This is a genomic window from Vibrio sp. Vb1018 (assembly GCF_033338775.1).
GTDB classification, from domain to species: domain Bacteria; phylum Pseudomonadota; class Gammaproteobacteria; order Enterobacterales; family Vibrionaceae; genus Vibrio; species Vibrio alginolyticus.
In genome coordinates this window covers 12,956-30,751 of sequence record NZ_JAWOTI010000035.1, presented here as the reverse complement: position 1 = coordinate 30,751, position 17,796 = coordinate 12,956, and the positions used below count along the sequence as shown (strand labels likewise).

The window sequence follows — 17,796 nt, the reverse complement described above, 5'->3', positions numbered from 1 at the left end:
ATGCCAGGCGACAACGTACAGATGACTGTAGAGCTAATCGCACCAATCGCAATGGACGAAGGTCTACGTTTCGCGATTCGTGAAGGTGGCCGTACAGTAGGTGCTGGTGTTGTTGCTAAGATCTTCGACTAATTCATAGCGAATTAGCGATGCTTTCGGAAAATCTTGAATTAGATTTGACGAACCAGTAGCAAAAAGGGCATCATTTGATGCCCTTTTTCTGCACTCAACATTATTTTTGCTGTTTTCTTGTTCAGAAGTGGGTTGGGCGCAGAGCAAGATTAAGCAAAGAGGCTTAATCTTAAGAAGAGTACGCTGATTTTTTCAGCGATATGGAGTTTGCCCTGCAACAGCGGGGTTGTTGTCGTCTATATTAAGACTTGTAACAGGTTGGTTTTATGAAAGCAAATAATGCTGAAACTCCTGATAGCTCAAACGCAGCAGATACGTTTAAGTGGGTAGCCGCTTTCGTATTGGCAGCTGCCGCTGTTGTGGGTAATTACCTGTATGGTGAAATGTCTGTAGTGGTTCGTGCTGCAGGCGTTGTTGTTCTTATTGCAGCTGCCTTAGGCGTTGCAGCAACAACGACTAAAGGTAAAGCAGCGATCAGTTTTGCAAAAGAATCTCGTATGGAAGTACGTAAAGTTGTTTGGCCTACTCGCCAAGAAACCATGCAAACAACACTGATCGTTTTAGCTGTAAGTATTGTAATGGCTCTAGTGCTATGGGGTATTGACGGAATTATGGTTCGTCTAGTAGCTCTAGCAACTGGGGTATAGAGGGTTTTTATTCATGAGTGAAGCTCCAAAAAAACGCTGGTATGTGGTTCAAGCCTTCTCTGGATTTGAAGGTCGTGTAGCTCAATCTCTGCGCGAGCATATCAAAATGCACGGCATGGAAGAGCTATTCGGTGAAGTACTGGTTCCTACTGAAGAAGTAGTGGAAATGCGCGCGGGTCAGCGTCGCAAATCTGAGCGTAAGTTCTTCCCAGGTTACGTCCTTGTTCAGATGATTATGAACGATGAATCATGGCACCTAGTACGCAGTGTGCCGCGTGTCATGGGCTTCATTGGTGGTACCTCAGACCGTCCGGCACCTATCACGGATAAAGAGGCTGACGCGATTCTTAATCGTCTTGAGAAAGCGAGTGAAGCGCCTCGTCCGCGTACAATGTACGAAGCGGGTGAAGTGGTACGTGTTAACGAAGGTCCATTTGCTGACTTCAACGGTACGGTTGAAGAAGTGGATTACGAGAAGAGCCGCCTGAAAGTGTCTGTATCGATCTTTGGTCGTGCGACACCAGTTGAGCTTGAATTTGGTCAGGTTGAAAAGCTGGACTAAGACTCTTCGTTAAAGAGTATAAAAAATCACCTTTTTAGGGTTGTATAAGGCGCGGATTATGACTATAATTTCGCGCCTTTTTACTTCAAGTGAAGTAAAAAGTTTCTTACACAAACGGGGAGCTGATCCGCGATTAGCGTTTGTACCCAAACTTAGGAATTATCATGGCTAAGAAAGTTGAAGCTTACATCAAGCTACAAGTTGCTGCTGGTATGGCTAACCCTAGTCCACCAGTAGGTCCTGCACTAGGTCAACACGGTGTGAACATCATGGAATTCTGTAAAGCGTTCAACGCAAAAACAGAATCTATTGAGAAAGGTCTACCAACTCCAGTAGTTATCACAGTATACAGCGACCGTTCTTTCACGTTCGTAACTAAGACTCCACCTGCTGCTGTTCTTCTTAAGAAAGCTGCTGGCGTTAAGTCTGGTTCAGGTCGTCCAAACACTGAAAAAGTTGGTACTGTAACTGACGCTCAAATCCAAGAAATCGCAGAAACTAAAGCTGCTGATATGACTGGTGCTGACATCGAAGCGATGAAGCGTTCTATCGCTGGTACTGCTCGTTCAATGGGCCTAGTGGTAGAGGGTTAATAAGATGGCAAAACTAACTAAGCGCATGCGCGTAATCCGCGAAAAAGTTGACGTAACTAAAGAATACGAAATCAACGAAGCTGTTGCTCTTCTTCAAGAACTAGCGACTGCTAAATTCGTTGAGTCTGTAGACGTTGCTGTTAACCTAGGCATTGATGCTCGTAAATCTGACCAGAACGTACGTGGTGCAACTGTACTACCTCACGGTACTGGCCGCGAAATCCGCGTTGCAGTGTTCACTCAAGGTGCTAACGCTGAAGCAGCTAAAGAAGCTGGCGCAGACATCGTAGGTATGGAAGATCTTGCTGAGCAAGTTAAGAAAGGCGAAATGAACTTTGACGTAGTTGTTGCTTCTCCAGATGCAATGCGCGTTGTAGGTCAACTAGGTACTATCCTAGGTCCTCGCGGTCTTATGCCAAACCCTAAAGTTGGTACTGTAACTCCTAACGTTGCTGAAGCAGTTAAAAACGCTAAAGCTGGTCAGGTTCGTTACCGTAACGACAAAAACGGCATCATCCACACTACTATCGGTAAAGCAAACTTCTCTGCTGAGCAGATCAAAGAGAACCTAGAAGCACTTCTAGTTGCTCTGAAGAAAGCTAAGCCATCTTCAGCGAAAGGTACTTTCCTGAAGAAAGTAAGCATCTCTACTACTATGGGTGCTGGTGTTGCTGTTGATCAGGCTAGCCTGAACACTCAAGCATAATTTATTTGCTTAGGCGCAAAATTAGTGTATAATTTTGCGCCTAATATTTGTGGTTGGGGCTGAACTTTGGTTCTTTGAACTGTCTCCTAGTTCGAAATGAATTAAGACCCAGTCTCCGTCCAAGACCGTAGGTGTTTGTGTAAAAGCAAACTTAATTATCCTACGTAGATGGTGCCCGAACTGACAGAAAGCTCTATGTAATATAGTTAACTTTCTTCTGGGGAAGCACCTCAATAGCTCTCACTGTCGTGATGATAGTGAGTGGTGTAACGACAACCAGGAGTAAATCCAAGATGGCTTTAAACCTTCAAGACAAAAAAGCAATTGTTGCTGAAGTCAACGAAGCTGCCAGTGGTGCACTTTCTGCAGTTGTAGCTGATTCTCGTGGCGTTCAAGTTGGCGCGATGACTTCTCTACGTAAACAAGCTCGTGAAGCTGGCGTTTACATGAGAGTTGTTCGTAACACTCTTGCTCGTCGTGCGGTTGAAGGTACTGAGTACGAGTGTCTAACTGATACTTTCACTGGTCCTACTCTAATCGCATTCTCTAATGAGCACCCAGGTGCTGCAGCGCGTCTTTTCAAAGACTTCGCTAAAGAGAACAAAGATTTCGAGATCAAAGCTGCTGCATTTGAAGGCGCTTTAACTGACGCTGAAGTACTAGCAACACTACCAACTTACGACGAAGCAATTGCACGCCTAATGATGTGCATGAAAGAAGCTTCGGCTGGCAAGCTGGCGCGTACTATCGCAGCTATCCGCGATCAAAAACAAGAAGCAGCGGCATAAGCCTTGCTTTTTACTGGTTGCTTAATAAACTTATTGTTGACTTAAAAGAGAATTGTTATGTCTATTACTAACGAGCAAATCCTAGACGCAGTTGCAGAAATGTCTGTAATGCAAGTTGTTGAACTAATCGAAGCAATGGAAGAGAAATTCGGTGTTTCTGCTGCTGCTGCTGTTGTAGCTGGCGGCGCTGCTGCAGGCGAAGCTGCTGCTGAGCAAACTGAATTCGACGTAATCCTAGAAGCTGCTGGCGGTAACAAAGTTGCTGTAATCAAAGCAGTACGTGGCGCAACTGGCCTAGGTCTTAAAGAAGCTAAAGCTCTAGTAGACGGCGCTCCAGCACCTCTTAAAGAAGGTGTTGAGAAAGCAGAAGCTGAAGCTCTTAAAGCTCAGCTAGAAGAAGCTGGTGCAACTGTTGCTGTTAAGTAATTATTGCATAGTTTCTTAGCCTAACGGCTAATTGGCTGGTGGTTTTTTAACCACCGGCCTTTTTGCGCTGTAGGGTATAGGCGAATTTTCCCGCTGTTTAAGCGCCTGATATCCATGCAAAAAACATTTCATTCTTACGAAATGAAATGTCACTACAGTAAACAGCTATATTAGTCACTGTCCCTTACCCCCCTTAAGTAACTAGGAGCGGGCGGACAGTTTGGGTCACTTATCAGCGAGCTGAGGAACCCCATGGTTTACTCTTATACCGAGAAAAAGCGCATCCGTAAGGACTTTGGTACTCGTCCACAAGTTTTGGACATTCCATACCTGCTATCGATCCAGCTCGATTCGTTCGACAAATTTATCGAACAGGATCCTGAAGGTCAATACGGTCTTGAAGCCGCTTTCCGTTCTGTATTCCCGATTCAGAGCTACAACGGCAATTCTGAGCTGCAATACGTTAGCTACCGTCTTGGTGAGCCAGTTTTTGACGTTAAAGAATGTCAAATCCGCGGTGTAACTTACTCAAAGCCACTACGTGTAAAACTACGCCTAGTTATCTTTGATAAAGACGCGCCAGCAGGTACTGTAAAAGACATTAAAGAACAAGAAGTCTACATGGGTGAAATTCCACTCATGACAGACAATGGTACCTTCGTAATCAACGGTACCGAGAGGGTTATCGTATCCCAGCTGCACCGAAGCCCAGGCGTGTTCTTCGACAGCGATAAGGGTAAGACCCACTCTTCAGGTAAAGTTTTATACAACGCACGTGTTATTCCTTACCGTGGTTCATGGCTTGATTTCGAGTTTGATCCTAAGGATAACTTGTACGTTCGTATCGACCGCCGTCGTAAGCTACCAGCATCGATCATCCTTCGTGCACTAGGTAAGTCGACAGAAGAAATCCTAGATATCTTCTTCGAGAAAGTGAACTTCGAAGTGAAAGACCAAACTCTATTGATGGAGTTGGTTCCTGATCGTCTACGTGGTGAAACTGCGTCATTCGACATCGAAGCAAATGGTAAAGTTTACGTTGAGCAGGGTCGTCGCGTAACAGCTCGTCATATCCGCCAACTAGAAAAAGATGGCGTTGATCACATCGAAGTACCAGTTGAGTACATCGTTGGTAAAGTTGCATCTAAAGATTACATCAATGAAGCAACTGGCGAGATCATTGTTAACGCTAACCAGGAAATCAGCCTGGAAGCATTAGCGAACCTATCTCAGGCAGGCCACAAAGCGCTAGAAGTTCTATTTACGAACGATCTAGACCACGGTCCATTCATGTCAGAAACATTACGTATCGACAGCACGGTTGATCGTATTTCTGCATTGGTAGAAATCTACCGCATGATGCGTCCTGGTGAGCCGCCAACAAAAGAAGCTGCAGAAGCTCTATTCGAAAGCCTATTCTTCTCTGAAGAGCGTTACGATCTATCGACTGTTGGTCGTATGAAGTTCAACAGCTCTATCGGCCGTGAAGATGCTCAAGAGCAAGGCACACTTGATGAAACTGATATCATCGAAGTGATGAAGAAGCTGATCGCGATCCGTAACGGTAAGGGCGAAGTGGACGATATCGACCACCTAGGCAACCGTCGTATCCGTTCTGTAGGCGAAATGGCTGAGAACCAGTTCCGTGTAGGTCTAGTACGTGTTGAGCGTGCAGTTAAAGAGCGTCTAAGCCTAGGCGATCTTGACGCAATCATGCCTCAAGACTTGATCAACGCGAAGCCAATTTCTGCGGCAGTTAAAGAATTCTTTGGCTCTTCACAGCTTTCGCAGTTCATGGACCAAAACAACCCGCTATCAGAAGTAACGCACAAGCGTCGTATTTCTGCATTGGGTCCTGGCGGTCTAACTCGTGAACGTGCTGGCTTCGAAGTACGTGACGTACACGTAACTCACTACGGTCGTCTATGTCCTATCGAAACGCCTGAAGGTCCAAACATCGGTCTGATCAACTCTCTATCTGCGTTTGCGCGTTGTAACGAGTACGGTTTCCTAGAGACACCATACCGTCGCGTTGTAGATGGCGTAGTAACAGACGAAGTAGATTACCTATCTGCAATCGAAGAAGGCCAATTCGTTATCGCACAGGCGAACGCTAAGCTAAACGAAGATGGTACTTTTGCAGATGAGCTGATCACAGCTCGTCAGAAAGGTGAATCTGGTCTACACCCTCGTGAGCATGCTCAGTACATGGACGTTGCGACAAACCAGGTTGTATCTATCGCTGCATCGCTTATCCCGTTCCTAGAACACGATGATGCGAACCGTGCATTGATGGGTGCGAACATGCAACGTCAGGCAGTTCCAACACTGAAAGCTGACAAACCGCTTGTTGGTACTGGTATTGAACGTAACGTAGCCGTTGACTCAGGTGTAACTGCAGTTGCTAAACGTGGTGGTGTAATCCAGTCAGTAGATGCTTCTCGTATCGTTGTTAAAGTTAACGAAGAAGAGCTAGTACCAGGTGAAGCTGGTATCGACATCTACAACCTGACTAAATACACACGTTCTAACCAGAACACATGTATTAACCAGCGCCCATGTGTGATGCCAGGTGAGCCTGTATCACGCGGTGACGTTCTTGCTGATGGTCCTTCAACAGACCTTGGTGAACTAGCGCTTGGTCAAAACATGCGTATCGCGTTCATGCCTTGGAACGGTTACAACTTCGAAGACTCGATCTTAGTATCTGAGCGCGTAGTTCAAGAAGACCGTTTCACGACTATCCACATCCAAGAACTGACTTGTGTGGCGCGTGATACTAAGCTTGGTTCTGAAGAGATCACAGCGGATATTCCAAACGTAGGTGAGTCTGCTCTGTCTAAACTAGACGAGTCAGGTATCGTTTACATCGGTGCTGAAGTTAAGGGTGGCGACATCCTAGTTGGTAAAGTTACACCTAAAGGTGAAACTCAGCTAACGCCTGAAGAGAAGCTACTACGTGCAATCTTCGGTGAAAAAGCATCTGACGTTAAAGATACTTCACTACGTGTACCTAACTCTGTATCAGGTACGATCATCGACGTTCAAGTCTTTACTCGCGATGGCGTAGAGAAAGACAAGCGTGCGCTTGAAATCGAACAGATGCAGCTTAAAGAAGCGAAGAAAGACCTAACTGAAGAATTCCAGATTCTTGAGGGCGGCCTTCTAAACCGTGTTAAAGCTGTATTGATTGAAGGCGGTTACTCTGAAGCGAAACTAGACACAACTGATCGTAAGAAGTGGCTAGAACTAACGCTAGAAGATGACGCACTACAAACTCAGCTTGAGCAACTTGCTGAGCAGTGGGATGAGCTAAAAGCTGACTTCGATAAGAAGTTCGAAACTAAGCGTCGTAAGATCACTCAAGGTGATGATTTAGCACCTGGCGTCCTGAAGATCGTTAAGGTTTACCTAGCGGTTAAACGTCGCATTCAGCCTGGTGATAAGATGGCGGGTCGTCACGGTAACAAGGGTGTAATCTCTAAGATCAACCCTGTTGAAGACATGCCATACGATGAGAAAGGTCAGCCTGTAGACATCGTACTTAACCCACTGGGTGTACCTTCGCGTATGAACATCGGTCAGATCCTAGAAGTACACTTAGGTCTGGCAGCGAAAGGTATCGGTGACAAGATCAACCAGATGGTTAAAGAGCAGCAAGAACTAGCGAAATTCCGCGAGTTCCTACAAAAAGTTTACGATCTAGGCGACACTCGCCAGAAAGTAGACATTGCTTCTCTATCTGATGATGAAGTACGTACTCTGATCAAGAACTTGCGTGGCGGTCTACCAATCGCGACTCCTGTATTTGATGGCGCTCCAGAAGAGTCAATCAAAGCACTTCTTGAGCTAGCAGATCTACCAACATCAGGTCAGTTAACACTGTTTGATGGTCGCACAGGTGATGCGTTTGAGCGTCCTGTAACTGTTGGTTACATGTACATGCTGAAACTGAACCACCTTGTTGATGACAAGATGCACGCTCGTTCAACTGGTTCGTACAGCCTAGTAACTCAGCAGCCACTAGGTGGTAAAGCTCAGTTCGGTGGTCAGCGTTTCGGTGAGATGGAAGTATGGGCACTAGAAGCATACGGTGCTGCTTACACGCTACAAGAAATGCTAACGGTTAAGTCGGATGACGTTAACGGCCGTACTAAGATGTACAAGAACATCGTAGACGGTAACCACAGCATGGAACCTGGCATGCCAGAATCGTTCAACGTACTGTTGAAAGAGATCCGCTCGCTAGGTATCAACATCGAGCTAGAAGACGAAGAGTAATCCTTTTCTCTCTTGATGAAAGTCGAGAGAATCAAAGCGATTATTTGGAAGAAGGTGCTCACTTTAGCGAGTGAGCTCCTTTTAACTCCTTACAGGAGCTGATTGTGAAAGACTTATTAAACTTTCTAAAAGCACAGCATAAGACCGAAGAATTTGATGCAATCAAAATCGGTCTATCTTCACCAGACATGATCCGTTCATGGTCTTTCGGTGAAGTTAAAAAACCTGAAACGATCAACTATCGTACGTTCAAACCTGAACGCGATGGTCTGTTCTGTGCGCGTATCTTTGGTCCAGTTAAAGACTACGAATGTCTTTGTGGTAAGTACAAGCGCCTGAAGCACCGTGGTGTTATCTGTGAGAAGTGTGGTGTAGAAGTTACACAAACTAAAGTTCGTCGTGACCGTATGGGCCACATTGAACTGGCTTCACCAGTAGCTCACATCTGGTTCCTAAAATCGCTACCGTCTCGTATCGGTCTACTAATGGATATCCCTCTACGTGATATCGAACGCGTTCTGTACTTCGAAATGTACGTAGTAACAGAGCCTGGTATGACTGATCTAGAAAAAGGTCAGATGCTTACTGAAGAAGAGTATCTAGATCGTCTAGAAGAGTGGGGCGACGAGTTCACTGCTAAGATGGGTGCGGAAGCTATCAAGGACCTACTAGGTTCTATGGATATGCACGCTGAAGCAGAACAAATGCGTGAAGAGTTAGAGACAACAAACTCTGAAACTAAGCGTAAGAAAGTAACTAAGCGTCTTAAGCTGGTAGAAGCGTTCATCGCATCGGGTAACAACCCTGAGTGGATGATCCTAACTGTACTTCCAGTACTTCCGCCAGATCTACGTCCTCTAGTACCTCTAGATGGCGGTCGCTTTGCGACTTCTGATCTTAACGATCTATACCGTCGTGTGATCAACCGTAACAACCGTTTGAAGCGTCTTCTAGAGCTAGCTGCTCCGGACATCATCGTACGTAACGAAAAACGTATGCTGCAAGAGTCTGTTGATGCGCTACTAGATAACGGTCGTCGTGGTCGTGCGATCACAGGTTCTAACAAGCGTCCTCTGAAATCTCTTGCTGATATGATCAAGGGTAAACAAGGTCGTTTCCGTCAGAACCTTCTAGGTAAACGTGTAGACTACTCTGGCCGTTCTGTAATCACAGTAGGTCCATACCTTCGTCTACACCAGTGTGGTCTTCCTAAGAAGATGGCACTTGAGCTATTCAAACCATTCATCTACAGCAAGCTAGAGACTCGTGGTCTTGCGACTACAATCAAAGCTGCTAAGAAAATGGTAGAGCGTGAAGAAGCGGTCGTTTGGGATATCCTAGACGAAGTAATCCGTGAACACCCAGTACTATTGAACCGTGCACCGACACTTCACCGTCTAGGTATTCAGGCGTTCGAACCAGTACTGATCGAAGGTAAAGCGATTCAGCTACACCCACTTGTTTGTGCGGCGTACAACGCGGACTTCGATGGTGACCAAATGGCGGTTCACGTACCTCTAACTCTAGAGGCACAACTTGAAGCTCGTACTCTGATGATGTCGACAAACAACATTCTGTCGCCAGCGTCAGGTGATCCGATCATCGTACCTTCTCAGGACGTTGTATTGGGTCTGTACTACATGACTCGTGAAAAGATCAACGTGAAAGGTGAAGGCATGTACCTTTCTGGCCCAGAAGAGGCTGAGAAAGCATACCGCACTAAACAAGCTGAGCTTCACGCACGCGTTAAAGTACGTATTACAGAAACTGTTGTAGACGAAGATGGCAACAGCACTACAGAAACCAAGATGGTAGACACCACTGTTGGTCGTGCAATGCTATGGCAAATCGTGCCAGCTGGTCTACCGTACAGCATCGTTAACCAAAAGCTAGGTAAGAAGCAAATCTCTAACCTACTTAACGAGGCGTACCGTAAACTAGGTCTGAAAGACACAGTAATCTTCGCTGACCAAATCATGTACACAGGTTTCGCATACGCGGCACTTTCTGGTGTATCTGTTGGTATCGACGATATGGTTGTACCAGCAGCTAAGTACACTGAAATCGCAGAAGCGGAAGAAGAAGTACGTGAAATCCAGGAACAGTACCAATCAGGTCTTGTTACTGCGGGCGAACGCTACAACAAAGTTATCGATATCTGGGCATCGACCAACGACCGTGTTGCGAAAGCAATGATGGAAAACCTTTCATCTGAAACGGTAGTTAACCGTGACGGTGAAGAGGAACAGCAAGAGTCATTCAACAGCATCTACATGATGGCGGACTCGGGCGCTCGTGGTTCTGCAGCACAGATTCGTCAGCTTGCGGGTATGCGTGGTCTGATGGCGCGTCCAGATGGTTCAATCATCGAAACACCGATCACAGCGAACTTTAAAGAAGGTCTGAACGTACTTCAGTACTTTATCTCAACGCACGGTGCTCGTAAGGGTCTTGCGGATACGGCACTGAAAACAGCGAACTCGGGTTACCTAACTCGTCGTCTAGTAGACGTTGCTCAAGACGTTGTTGTAACTGAACATGACTGTGGCACTCACGAAGGTGTCGACATGATGCCTCACATCGAGGGTGGTGATGTTAAAGTTGCACTTTCTGAGCTTGCTCTTGGTCGTGTTGTTGCTGAAGACGTACTAAAACCTGGCACTGAAGACGTTCTTATTCCACGTAACACACTGATCGATGAGAAGTGGTGTCAAATCATGGAAGAGAACTCAGTAGACAGCATGAAAGTGCGCTCTGTAGTAACGTGTGATTCTGACTTCGGTTGTTGTGCACAATGTTACGGTCGTGACCTAGCACGTGGTCACCTAGTGAACCAAGGTGAAGCAGTGGGTGTTATTGCTGCTCAGTCTATCGGTGAGCCAGGTACACAGCTAACGATGCGTACGTTCCACATCGGTGGTGCGGCATCGACAGCAGCGGCAGAGAACAGTGTTCAAGTTAAGAACAACGGTTCTATCAAGCTACACAACGCTAAATCTGTATTGGCTGATGACGGTAAGATCGTTATCACTTCTCGTGCGACAGAGTTAACTATCGTTGATGAGTTTGGTCGTACTAAAGAGAAGCACAAACTGCCTTACGGTACGCTACTAAGCAAAGGCGATGGTGATACAGTTCAAGCTGGCGAAACAGTTGCAAACTGGGAAGCGCACACACTACCTATCATTACTGAGGTAGCAGGTCGCATCCAGTTCGTAGATATGATCGACGGCGTAACAGTATCTCGTCAAACTGATGACCTAACTGGTCTATCTTCAAGCGAAGTAACTGACCCAGCAGCTCGCCCTTCAGCAGGTAAAGATATGCGTCCAGCTATCAAACTTGTTGACGAGCAAGGTAACGATGTAATGATCCCTGGTACTGATATGCCAGCTCACTACTTCCTACCTGGTAAAGCGATTGTGAACATCGAAGATGGCGCAGCAGTAGGTGTTGGTGCAACACTAGCACGTATTCCTCAGAAGTCTGGCGGTAACAAAGATATCACCGGTGGTCTTCCACGAGTTGCTGACCTATTTGAAGCACGTAAGCCGAAAGAGCCTGCAATCCTTGCTGAGCACACAGGTACTGTGAGCTTTGGTAAAGAGACGAAAGGTAAACGTCGCCTAGTGATCACACGTGAAAGCGGTGAAGCTTACGAAGAGATGATTCCTAAGCATCGTCAGTTGAACGTATTCGAAGGTGAAAAAGTTGAACGTGGTGATGTGATCGCAGATGGTCCAGAGTCTCCACATGACATCCTACGTCTACGTGGCGTACACGCGGTAACGCAGTACATTGCTAACGAAGTACAGGAAGTTTACCGTCTACAAGGCGTTAAGATTAACGATAAGCACATTGAAACTATCGTTCGTCAGATGCTACGTAAGTGTACTATTACTCACTCTGGTGACTCTGAGTTCCTACCTGGTGAGCAGATTGAATACTCACAAGTTAAGATTGCTAACCGTAACCTAGAAGCTGAAGGCAAAGAGCCTGCACGTTTCGAACGTGAACTACTAGGTATTACTAAAGCATCTCTAGCGACTGAGTCGTTCATCTCTGCGGCATCGTTCCAGGAGACAACTCGCGTACTAACGGAAGCTGCGGTTTCTGGTAAGCGTGATGACCTACGTGGTCTGAAAGAGAACGTAATTGTTGGTCGTCTGATCCCAGCTGGTACTGGTTTCGCATACCACCAAGAGCGTCAAGCTAAACGTTCTGAAGCGCAAGATGGTCCTTCTGCTGAGCAAGCAACGGATAACCTAGCGGCACTTCTAAACGCTGGTTTCTCTTCTGAAGAGTAAGTCATATAACGAGTAATCGTTAAAAGCTTAAGAAAAAGGCACCTTCGGGTGCCTTTTTAGTTTTTTATATTGCTTTGTTCTTCCGGTGGGATTTTCGATAAAGCTAGAAACAAAAAAGACCGACGATGATCGTCAGTCTTTTCTCTCACTCTATTTCTGAATGTTTGCAAATACTAAGCTCCAGGTGGCATAGACAGGCTTTCTGCGATTTGCTGTATCAGATAGTCCTCGACTTCAAAGCGAGTCTCAAGAATTTCCCCAATGAGACACATATCAGAATCGAAATCATTTAATTCATCATCTTCAGTCACTTCTGAGTACTTATCGTTAAAGTTCAATAATGGTTCAGTCGTTAGAACAATTTGACCATAGGTTTGATTGATCTCATTAGTCACGACAAAGCCGGTTGCTTTCCAACGGTCCATAACCATGTCATAAATTTTAAAGTGGCCTTCGGAGATGTAATCAACGAGGTGCTGACAGAAATCCTGCAGTTCGGAAGGAGATGGGAGTTCAATAACATTGGTTTTCGAACAAGGTTGCAGCGCTGCAAGCTTACAATATTCAACAATCAGGGATTGTCGTGTCTCTAACCAGTGATCAATGACATCACTTGAGCCACCCCACTGGTCTTGTGTTTGTTTGAATTTTCTTAGCATGACCATGCCCTCATGATCTGATCGCCCATCGGCGAACGTATCCTTTGCAAAGCAAAGTTAGTAAAGTTATTACAAACTCTTGTCCTTACTAGAATTTAGAGTGCACATTTACTTAACGATAAACTCTAGTATGAAATTAGATTGCCAGTAAAATGAACGAACTTCAAGCAAAGGGATGGTGTAATGTTAAGAAAAGGTGATGTTAACCGCGCGATAAATGCATACTGGTGTGTTGTTGCAGGAAGTGAAATTTGGCTGGTGGATGGTGCTGTGCCCTTCGGGTCTGCAGAGCAGTTATCACTGCCAGTAACGAGTGCAAGACCCATTGGTGAGTATTCTGGTTCGCCCGTCATGTGGCTTAACTTGGCCGATTTAGAGCATGATCTACCTTTAGTATCCCTGCGTGACTGCCTGCATTTTCCTGAGCCATTATTTATGTTGTTAAGTAAAGCTGTGCAATATGGGCACATGACGCAAAGTTTGCGCTTTTGTCCACAGTGCGGAGGAAGAAACTTTCTTAATAATAACCAGTTAGCCATGCAGTGTGGTGAATGTCGCACCCTTCATTATCCTAGAATATTTCCGTGTATTATCGTTGCTGTACGTAAAGAAAATCAGATCTTATTAGCCCAACATCCAAGGCATCGAAATGGTATGTATACGGTTATTGCGGGTTTTCTAGAAGTCGGTGAGACATTAGAAGAGTGCGTGGCTCGAGAAATTCATGAAGAAACGGGAATTCTCGTTAAAAATATTCGTTACTTTGGCAGCCAGCCTTGGGCTTTCCCATCCAGTATGATGATGGGGTTTTTAGCTGATTATGAATCCGGAGAGTTAAGCCCAGACTACACTGAGCTGTCTGATGCACAATGGTTTGGTATCGACGAGATGCCGCCTGTTGCGCCTAAAGGAACGATTGCAAGAGCACTTATCGAACAAACGCTGAAAGATATAGACTCTAATTGTCTGATAAATAGATAAAAAAAACCCTCCGAGAGGGAGGGGGTAAGTAAGATGTCGTTATGAGATGCTGAGTACTAAGTACTCAGTTTATAATTGTAGTTTTCGCTAGCGAACAAATTTTTAACACTGATACCGATTGGGTGCAAATTAAGCATTGATTTAAAAGTTAATAACTTGATCCAGGTTGCAAAGCACACAGCTATTGGACTTAAATCAGTGATAGAATACCCCCTTTCACAGAAAGCCTAACAGTTGGAATTACGGAATGACTGAATTAAAAAATGATCGTTATCTGCGTGCGCTTTTAAAAGAGCCGGTAGATTACACGCCAGTATGGATGATGCGCCAGGCAGGTCGTTACCTACCAGAATACAAAGCGACTCGTGCAGAAGCGGGTGATTTCATGTCTTTGTGTCGAAATGCAGAATTAGCATCCGAAGTGACACTTCAACCATTACGCCGTTTTCCTCTTGATGCCGCGATCTTATTCTCGGACATCTTAACGATTCCAGATGCAATGGGGCTTGGTTTGCGTTTTGCTGCGGGTGAAGGACCTGTTTTTGATAACCCAATTACATGCAAAGCCGACGTGGAAAAAATTGGTTTGCCAGATCCTGAAGGTGAACTGCAATACGTAATGAACGCAGTACGCCAGATCCGTAAAGACCTGAAGGGTGAAGTGCCGCTGATTGGTTTTTCTGGTAGTCCTTGGACTCTTGCGACGTATATGATCGAAGGTGGTAGCTCTAAAGCGTTTACCAAGATCAAGAAGATGATGTACGCGGAACCACAAACTCTGCACCTACTTCTAGATAAGCTGGCAGACAGCGTTATCGAGTACTTAAACGCGCAAATTAAAGCGGGTGCGCAATCGGTAATGGTATTTGACACATGGGGTGGCGTACTAACGCCTCGTGATTACAATCTGTTCTCACTGCAATACATGCACAAGATTGTAGATGGTCTGATTCGTGAAAACGACGGTCGTCGCGTGCCAGTCACACTGTTTACTAAGAATGGCGGCATGTGGCTTGAGCAAATCGCAGCAACGGGCTGTGATGCGGTTGGTCTAGACTGGACAATCAACATTGCAGACGCGAAAGTACGTATCGGTGATAAAGTGGCTCTGCAAGGTAACATGGACCCATCAATGCTTTACGCTTCACCAGAGCGTATCCGTGAAGAAGTCGCGGGTATTCTAGAAGGTTTTGGTGATGCAGGTACTGGTCATGTGTTCAACCTAGGGCACGGTATCCATTTGGATGTGCCGCCAGAAAACGCGGGCGTCTTTGTGGATGCGGTACACGAGCTATCTAAGCCATACCACAAGTAAGTTAGATTTTTTTGAAATCAAATACCGGCATTCAGTGCCGGTATTTTTTTACCTAAAACTCAAGGCCGTACAGCTCTGGTAGTATTTGGCCTACTATGATCTAATTACTACTCTAGCTGTACATTAGACATTAAAATTCAATATAAACAAATGCTTATGATTTCTGGTTTTATGTTCTAATTTTCTTGTACAGATAAACAAGCAATTAGATCATGGGTAACCTAAAGCATCGAGTGAACGCGTTTTTTAAGGTATGGCACGACGTCAGATTCAAACCAAGGATTCTTCTTTAACCACAATGTATTGCGTGGGGATGGGTGAGGGAGCGGGATAAAGTCCGGTTCCCAATCTTGCCATTGCTGAACAGTTTGCGTGAGCGTCTTTGGTTTGTTAGTGAGATAGTACTGCTGCGAGTACTGACCAATTAGTAGAGTGAGCTCTATATTGGGCAGTTGCTCAAGAATCTTTTTATGCCAAGTGGGCGCACATTCTTTACGAGGCGGTAAATCACCAGAGTTCCCTTTGCCTGGATAACAGAATCCCATTGGGACAATGGCAATTTTATTTGGGTCGTAGAAAACGTCTTTGTCGATATCGAGCCATTGGCGTAATCGATCACCACTTGGGTCATTCCAAGGTATCGAGGTTTTGTGTACACGTGTGCCAGGGGCCTGACCGATGATTAGGATGCGTGCCCCTTTTGCTGCTTGCACGACAGGGTTTGCACCCAAAGGTAAGTTATCCGCGCAGATCTGGCAGGCCCTCACTTGCTGCAATAGCTCGTCTAACGACATTCTTAGTAACCCTTTTCGAAATCCACTTGATAATTTAATGAAAACCCATCGCGCCAGCGTAGATAGTTGTCAGCAAAAATCTCGATGACTTGCTCGGGAAAACTCAGCGCAGCAATGTGTGGAGTGATGGTGACTTGCGGTAGTTTCCAAAATGGATGCTCTACCGACAACGGTTCTTGCTCAAACACATCTAAGAAGGCGTGTTCTACCCAACGGTTTTTCAGAGCGAAGAGCAACCCTGCCTCATCCAGTACGTCGCCACGACCTACGTTAAACAATAACGCCTGATTTAGTTGGCTGAGCGTTTGACGATTAAGTAACTGTCGCGTCTCAGGTGTACTTGGTAGAGTATTCACAACGATGTCGGCTTGCTCAAATGCCTTACTTAGTTCATTGATATGAAAGGTCTGATGAAACTCGCCGCCTAGAGTAGGGATACCTGTGCGGTTAATACCGATAGTTTTTATCCCCATTGCTTTAGCGGCGTTGCCCAGATAGCCCCCAATGCTACCGGTACCAAGAATTACCATGGTTTTACTTTTTAATGACGTGTACAGGTGAGGCTGCCATTGTTTGTTTTGTTGCTGCTGGTGGTATCGGGCAAAGTGGCGGTAATGGGCAATACTGTAACCCAAAACATATTCAGCAATCAGTGGACCAAAGATGCCTCGAACGTTAGTTAGAGTATAGTCCTGACGAAGGCTAGGGGATGTTAAGGCGTTGACACCAGCAAACGTGGATTGTACCCATTCAAGCTGTGAAAACTCGTCTAAGCTTTGTGATAGTAAGGGTGGATCCGCTAGTACGATCTGAGCGGCTTCTGGTTGGTCGGTGAGGCAAAGATCGGGCAGATTTTTCTCTGCCAGTAACGTTTTGTAGGTGTCGCGATGCTCTGAGAGCAGGAAAATCTGATTTGAATGCGGCATTAACTTTTTTCCCTGTGATGAATCAAGTACACTTTCGCTGTTTTTTTCTTCAATGATTGAGTGACTATGCTTAAGAATCCTCTTCAGGTTCGTTTAGAAAAACTAGAACCTTGGCAACAAATTACCTTTATGGCGTGTCTGTGTGAACGCATGTATCCAAACTATGCGATGTTTTGTGAGAATACAGAATTTGCTGACCCGCGTGCTTACCGAGCGATTCTTGATAGTGTATGGGAAATTTTGACAGTTAAGAACGCGAAAATTAACTTCGAACGTCAATTGGAGAAGTTAGAAGAGTTGTTCCCAAGTGCGGATGAGTTCGATTTTTACGGCGTTTACCCAGCGATGGACGCGTGTCAGGGTTTGTCTACGTTACTGCATGGTCTATTGGACCGCGACTACCTTTTCGATTCAATGCTTAAAGTGAGTCAACAGTCGGTACAAACCGTTGCTGATCTAGAGCAAGCACAAGGCGCAGAGCCAATCACTAACGACAACCAGAAAGAAAACGAAGCCGTATGTGAAGAGTGGGACGTCCAGTGGGCTATCTTCCGTCCGCTGCGTGAAGCGGTAGAACGTGACATCAGCTTGATTAAAGATTTGCGTGAAGAGCTACGTGAAGAAGGTGTGAGCAACATCGGTATTGCACTTTAATCGTTGAATAAATAGAAAAAGGCAT

General features: G+C 45.5%; 14 protein-coding genes and 1 pseudogene. 12 read left to right on the top strand and 3 right to left on the bottom strand.

The window, feature by feature from the left end:
* From tuf to rpoC, 9 genes and pseudogenes are all read left to right on the top strand, one after another.
* A pseudogene (gene tuf, locus R7Z10_RS22850) lies at positions 1-132 on the top strand (elongation factor Tu); the annotation flags it as partial.
* 266 nt (positions 133-398) lie between these two features.
* A complete protein-coding gene (gene secE, locus R7Z10_RS22845) occupies positions 399-779 on the top strand; it encodes a preprotein translocase subunit SecE (RefSeq protein ID WP_005384680.1) in 381 nt (126 codons plus the stop codon).
* A gap of 13 nt (positions 780-792) precedes the next feature.
* Positions 793-1,341, top strand: a complete 549-nt coding sequence (gene nusG / locus R7Z10_RS22840; protein ID WP_005384681.1) for a transcription termination/antitermination protein NusG — start codon at positions 793-795, stop codon at positions 1,339-1,341.
* A gap of 164 nt (positions 1,342-1,505) precedes the next feature.
* A complete protein-coding gene (gene rplK / locus R7Z10_RS22835) occupies positions 1,506-1,934 on the top strand; it encodes a 50S ribosomal protein L11 (RefSeq protein WP_005384682.1) in 429 nt (142 codons plus the stop codon).
* A 4-nt stretch (positions 1,935-1,938) separates the two neighbouring features.
* Positions 1,939-2,640: a 50S ribosomal protein L1 gene (rplA, locus tag R7Z10_RS22830; RefSeq protein ID WP_005384683.1), complete on the top strand. Its 702-nt coding sequence runs from the start codon at positions 1,939-1,941 to the stop codon at positions 2,638-2,640.
* Positions 2,641-2,933: 293 nt separating this feature from the next.
* Positions 2,934-3,428 carry a 50S ribosomal protein L10 gene (rplJ, locus tag R7Z10_RS22825; RefSeq protein ID WP_005382538.1) on the top strand — a complete coding sequence of 165 codons (495 nt, stop codon included), beginning with the start codon at positions 2,934-2,936 and terminating at the stop codon, positions 3,426-3,428.
* Between the two features lie 57 nt (positions 3,429-3,485).
* Entirely contained in the window at positions 3,486-3,854 is a 369-nt protein-coding gene (gene rplL, locus R7Z10_RS22820) for a 50S ribosomal protein L7/L12 (RefSeq protein ID WP_005382540.1), read from the top strand.
* A gap of 252 nt (positions 3,855-4,106) precedes the next feature.
* The gene (gene rpoB / locus R7Z10_RS22815) at positions 4,107-8,135 is read left to right on the top strand and encodes a DNA-directed RNA polymerase subunit beta (RefSeq protein ID WP_005384685.1); all 4,029 of its coding nucleotides are present in this window, start codon (positions 4,107-4,109) and stop codon (positions 8,133-8,135) included.
* A gap of 104 nt (positions 8,136-8,239) precedes the next feature.
* On the top strand, positions 8,240-12,442 hold the full coding sequence (gene rpoC, locus R7Z10_RS22810; RefSeq protein ID WP_005382514.1) for a DNA-directed RNA polymerase subunit beta': 4,203 nt from the start codon (positions 8,240-8,242) through the stop codon (positions 12,440-12,442).
* A 173-nt stretch (positions 12,443-12,615) separates the two neighbouring features.
* On the opposite strand, the gene R7Z10_RS22805 is transcribed toward rpoC, so the two are convergent.
* Positions 12,616-13,107, bottom strand: a complete 492-nt coding sequence (locus R7Z10_RS22805) for an Rsd/AlgQ family anti-sigma factor (RefSeq protein ID WP_005382515.1) — start codon at positions 13,105-13,107, stop codon at positions 12,616-12,618.
* A 177-nt stretch (positions 13,108-13,284) separates the two neighbouring features.
* On the opposite strand from R7Z10_RS22805, the gene nudC reads away from it, so the two are divergent.
* Together nudC and hemE are read left to right on the top strand one after the other, a co-directional pair.
* Entirely contained in the window at positions 13,285-14,082 is a 798-nt protein-coding gene (nudC, locus tag R7Z10_RS22800; protein ID WP_005382516.1) for an NAD(+) diphosphatase, read from the top strand.
* Between the two features lie 247 nt (positions 14,083-14,329).
* Positions 14,330-15,397, top strand: coding sequence for a uroporphyrinogen decarboxylase (gene hemE / locus R7Z10_RS22795; protein WP_213906397.1), 1,068 nt, complete (start codon positions 14,330-14,332; stop codon positions 15,395-15,397).
* 221 nt (positions 15,398-15,618) lie between these two features.
* Here the strand turns inward: hemE and R7Z10_RS22790 are convergent, their stop codons facing one another.
* Together R7Z10_RS22790 and R7Z10_RS22785 are read right to left on the bottom strand one after the other, a co-directional pair.
* A complete protein-coding gene (locus tag R7Z10_RS22790) occupies positions 15,619-16,191 on the bottom strand; it encodes a uracil-DNA glycosylase family protein (protein WP_005382518.1) in 573 nt (190 codons plus the stop codon).
* Between the two features lie 2 nt (positions 16,192-16,193).
* A complete protein-coding gene (locus tag R7Z10_RS22785; protein ID WP_213906398.1) occupies positions 16,194-17,117 on the bottom strand; it encodes a D-2-hydroxyacid dehydrogenase in 924 nt (307 codons plus the stop codon).
* A 66-nt stretch (positions 17,118-17,183) separates the two neighbouring features.
* On the opposite strand from R7Z10_RS22785, the gene R7Z10_RS22780 reads away from it, so the two are divergent.
* On the top strand, positions 17,184-17,771 hold the full coding sequence (locus R7Z10_RS22780) for a YjaG family protein (protein WP_005382520.1): 588 nt from the start codon (positions 17,184-17,186) through the stop codon (positions 17,769-17,771).
* Positions 17,772-17,796: the final 25 nt, after the last annotated feature.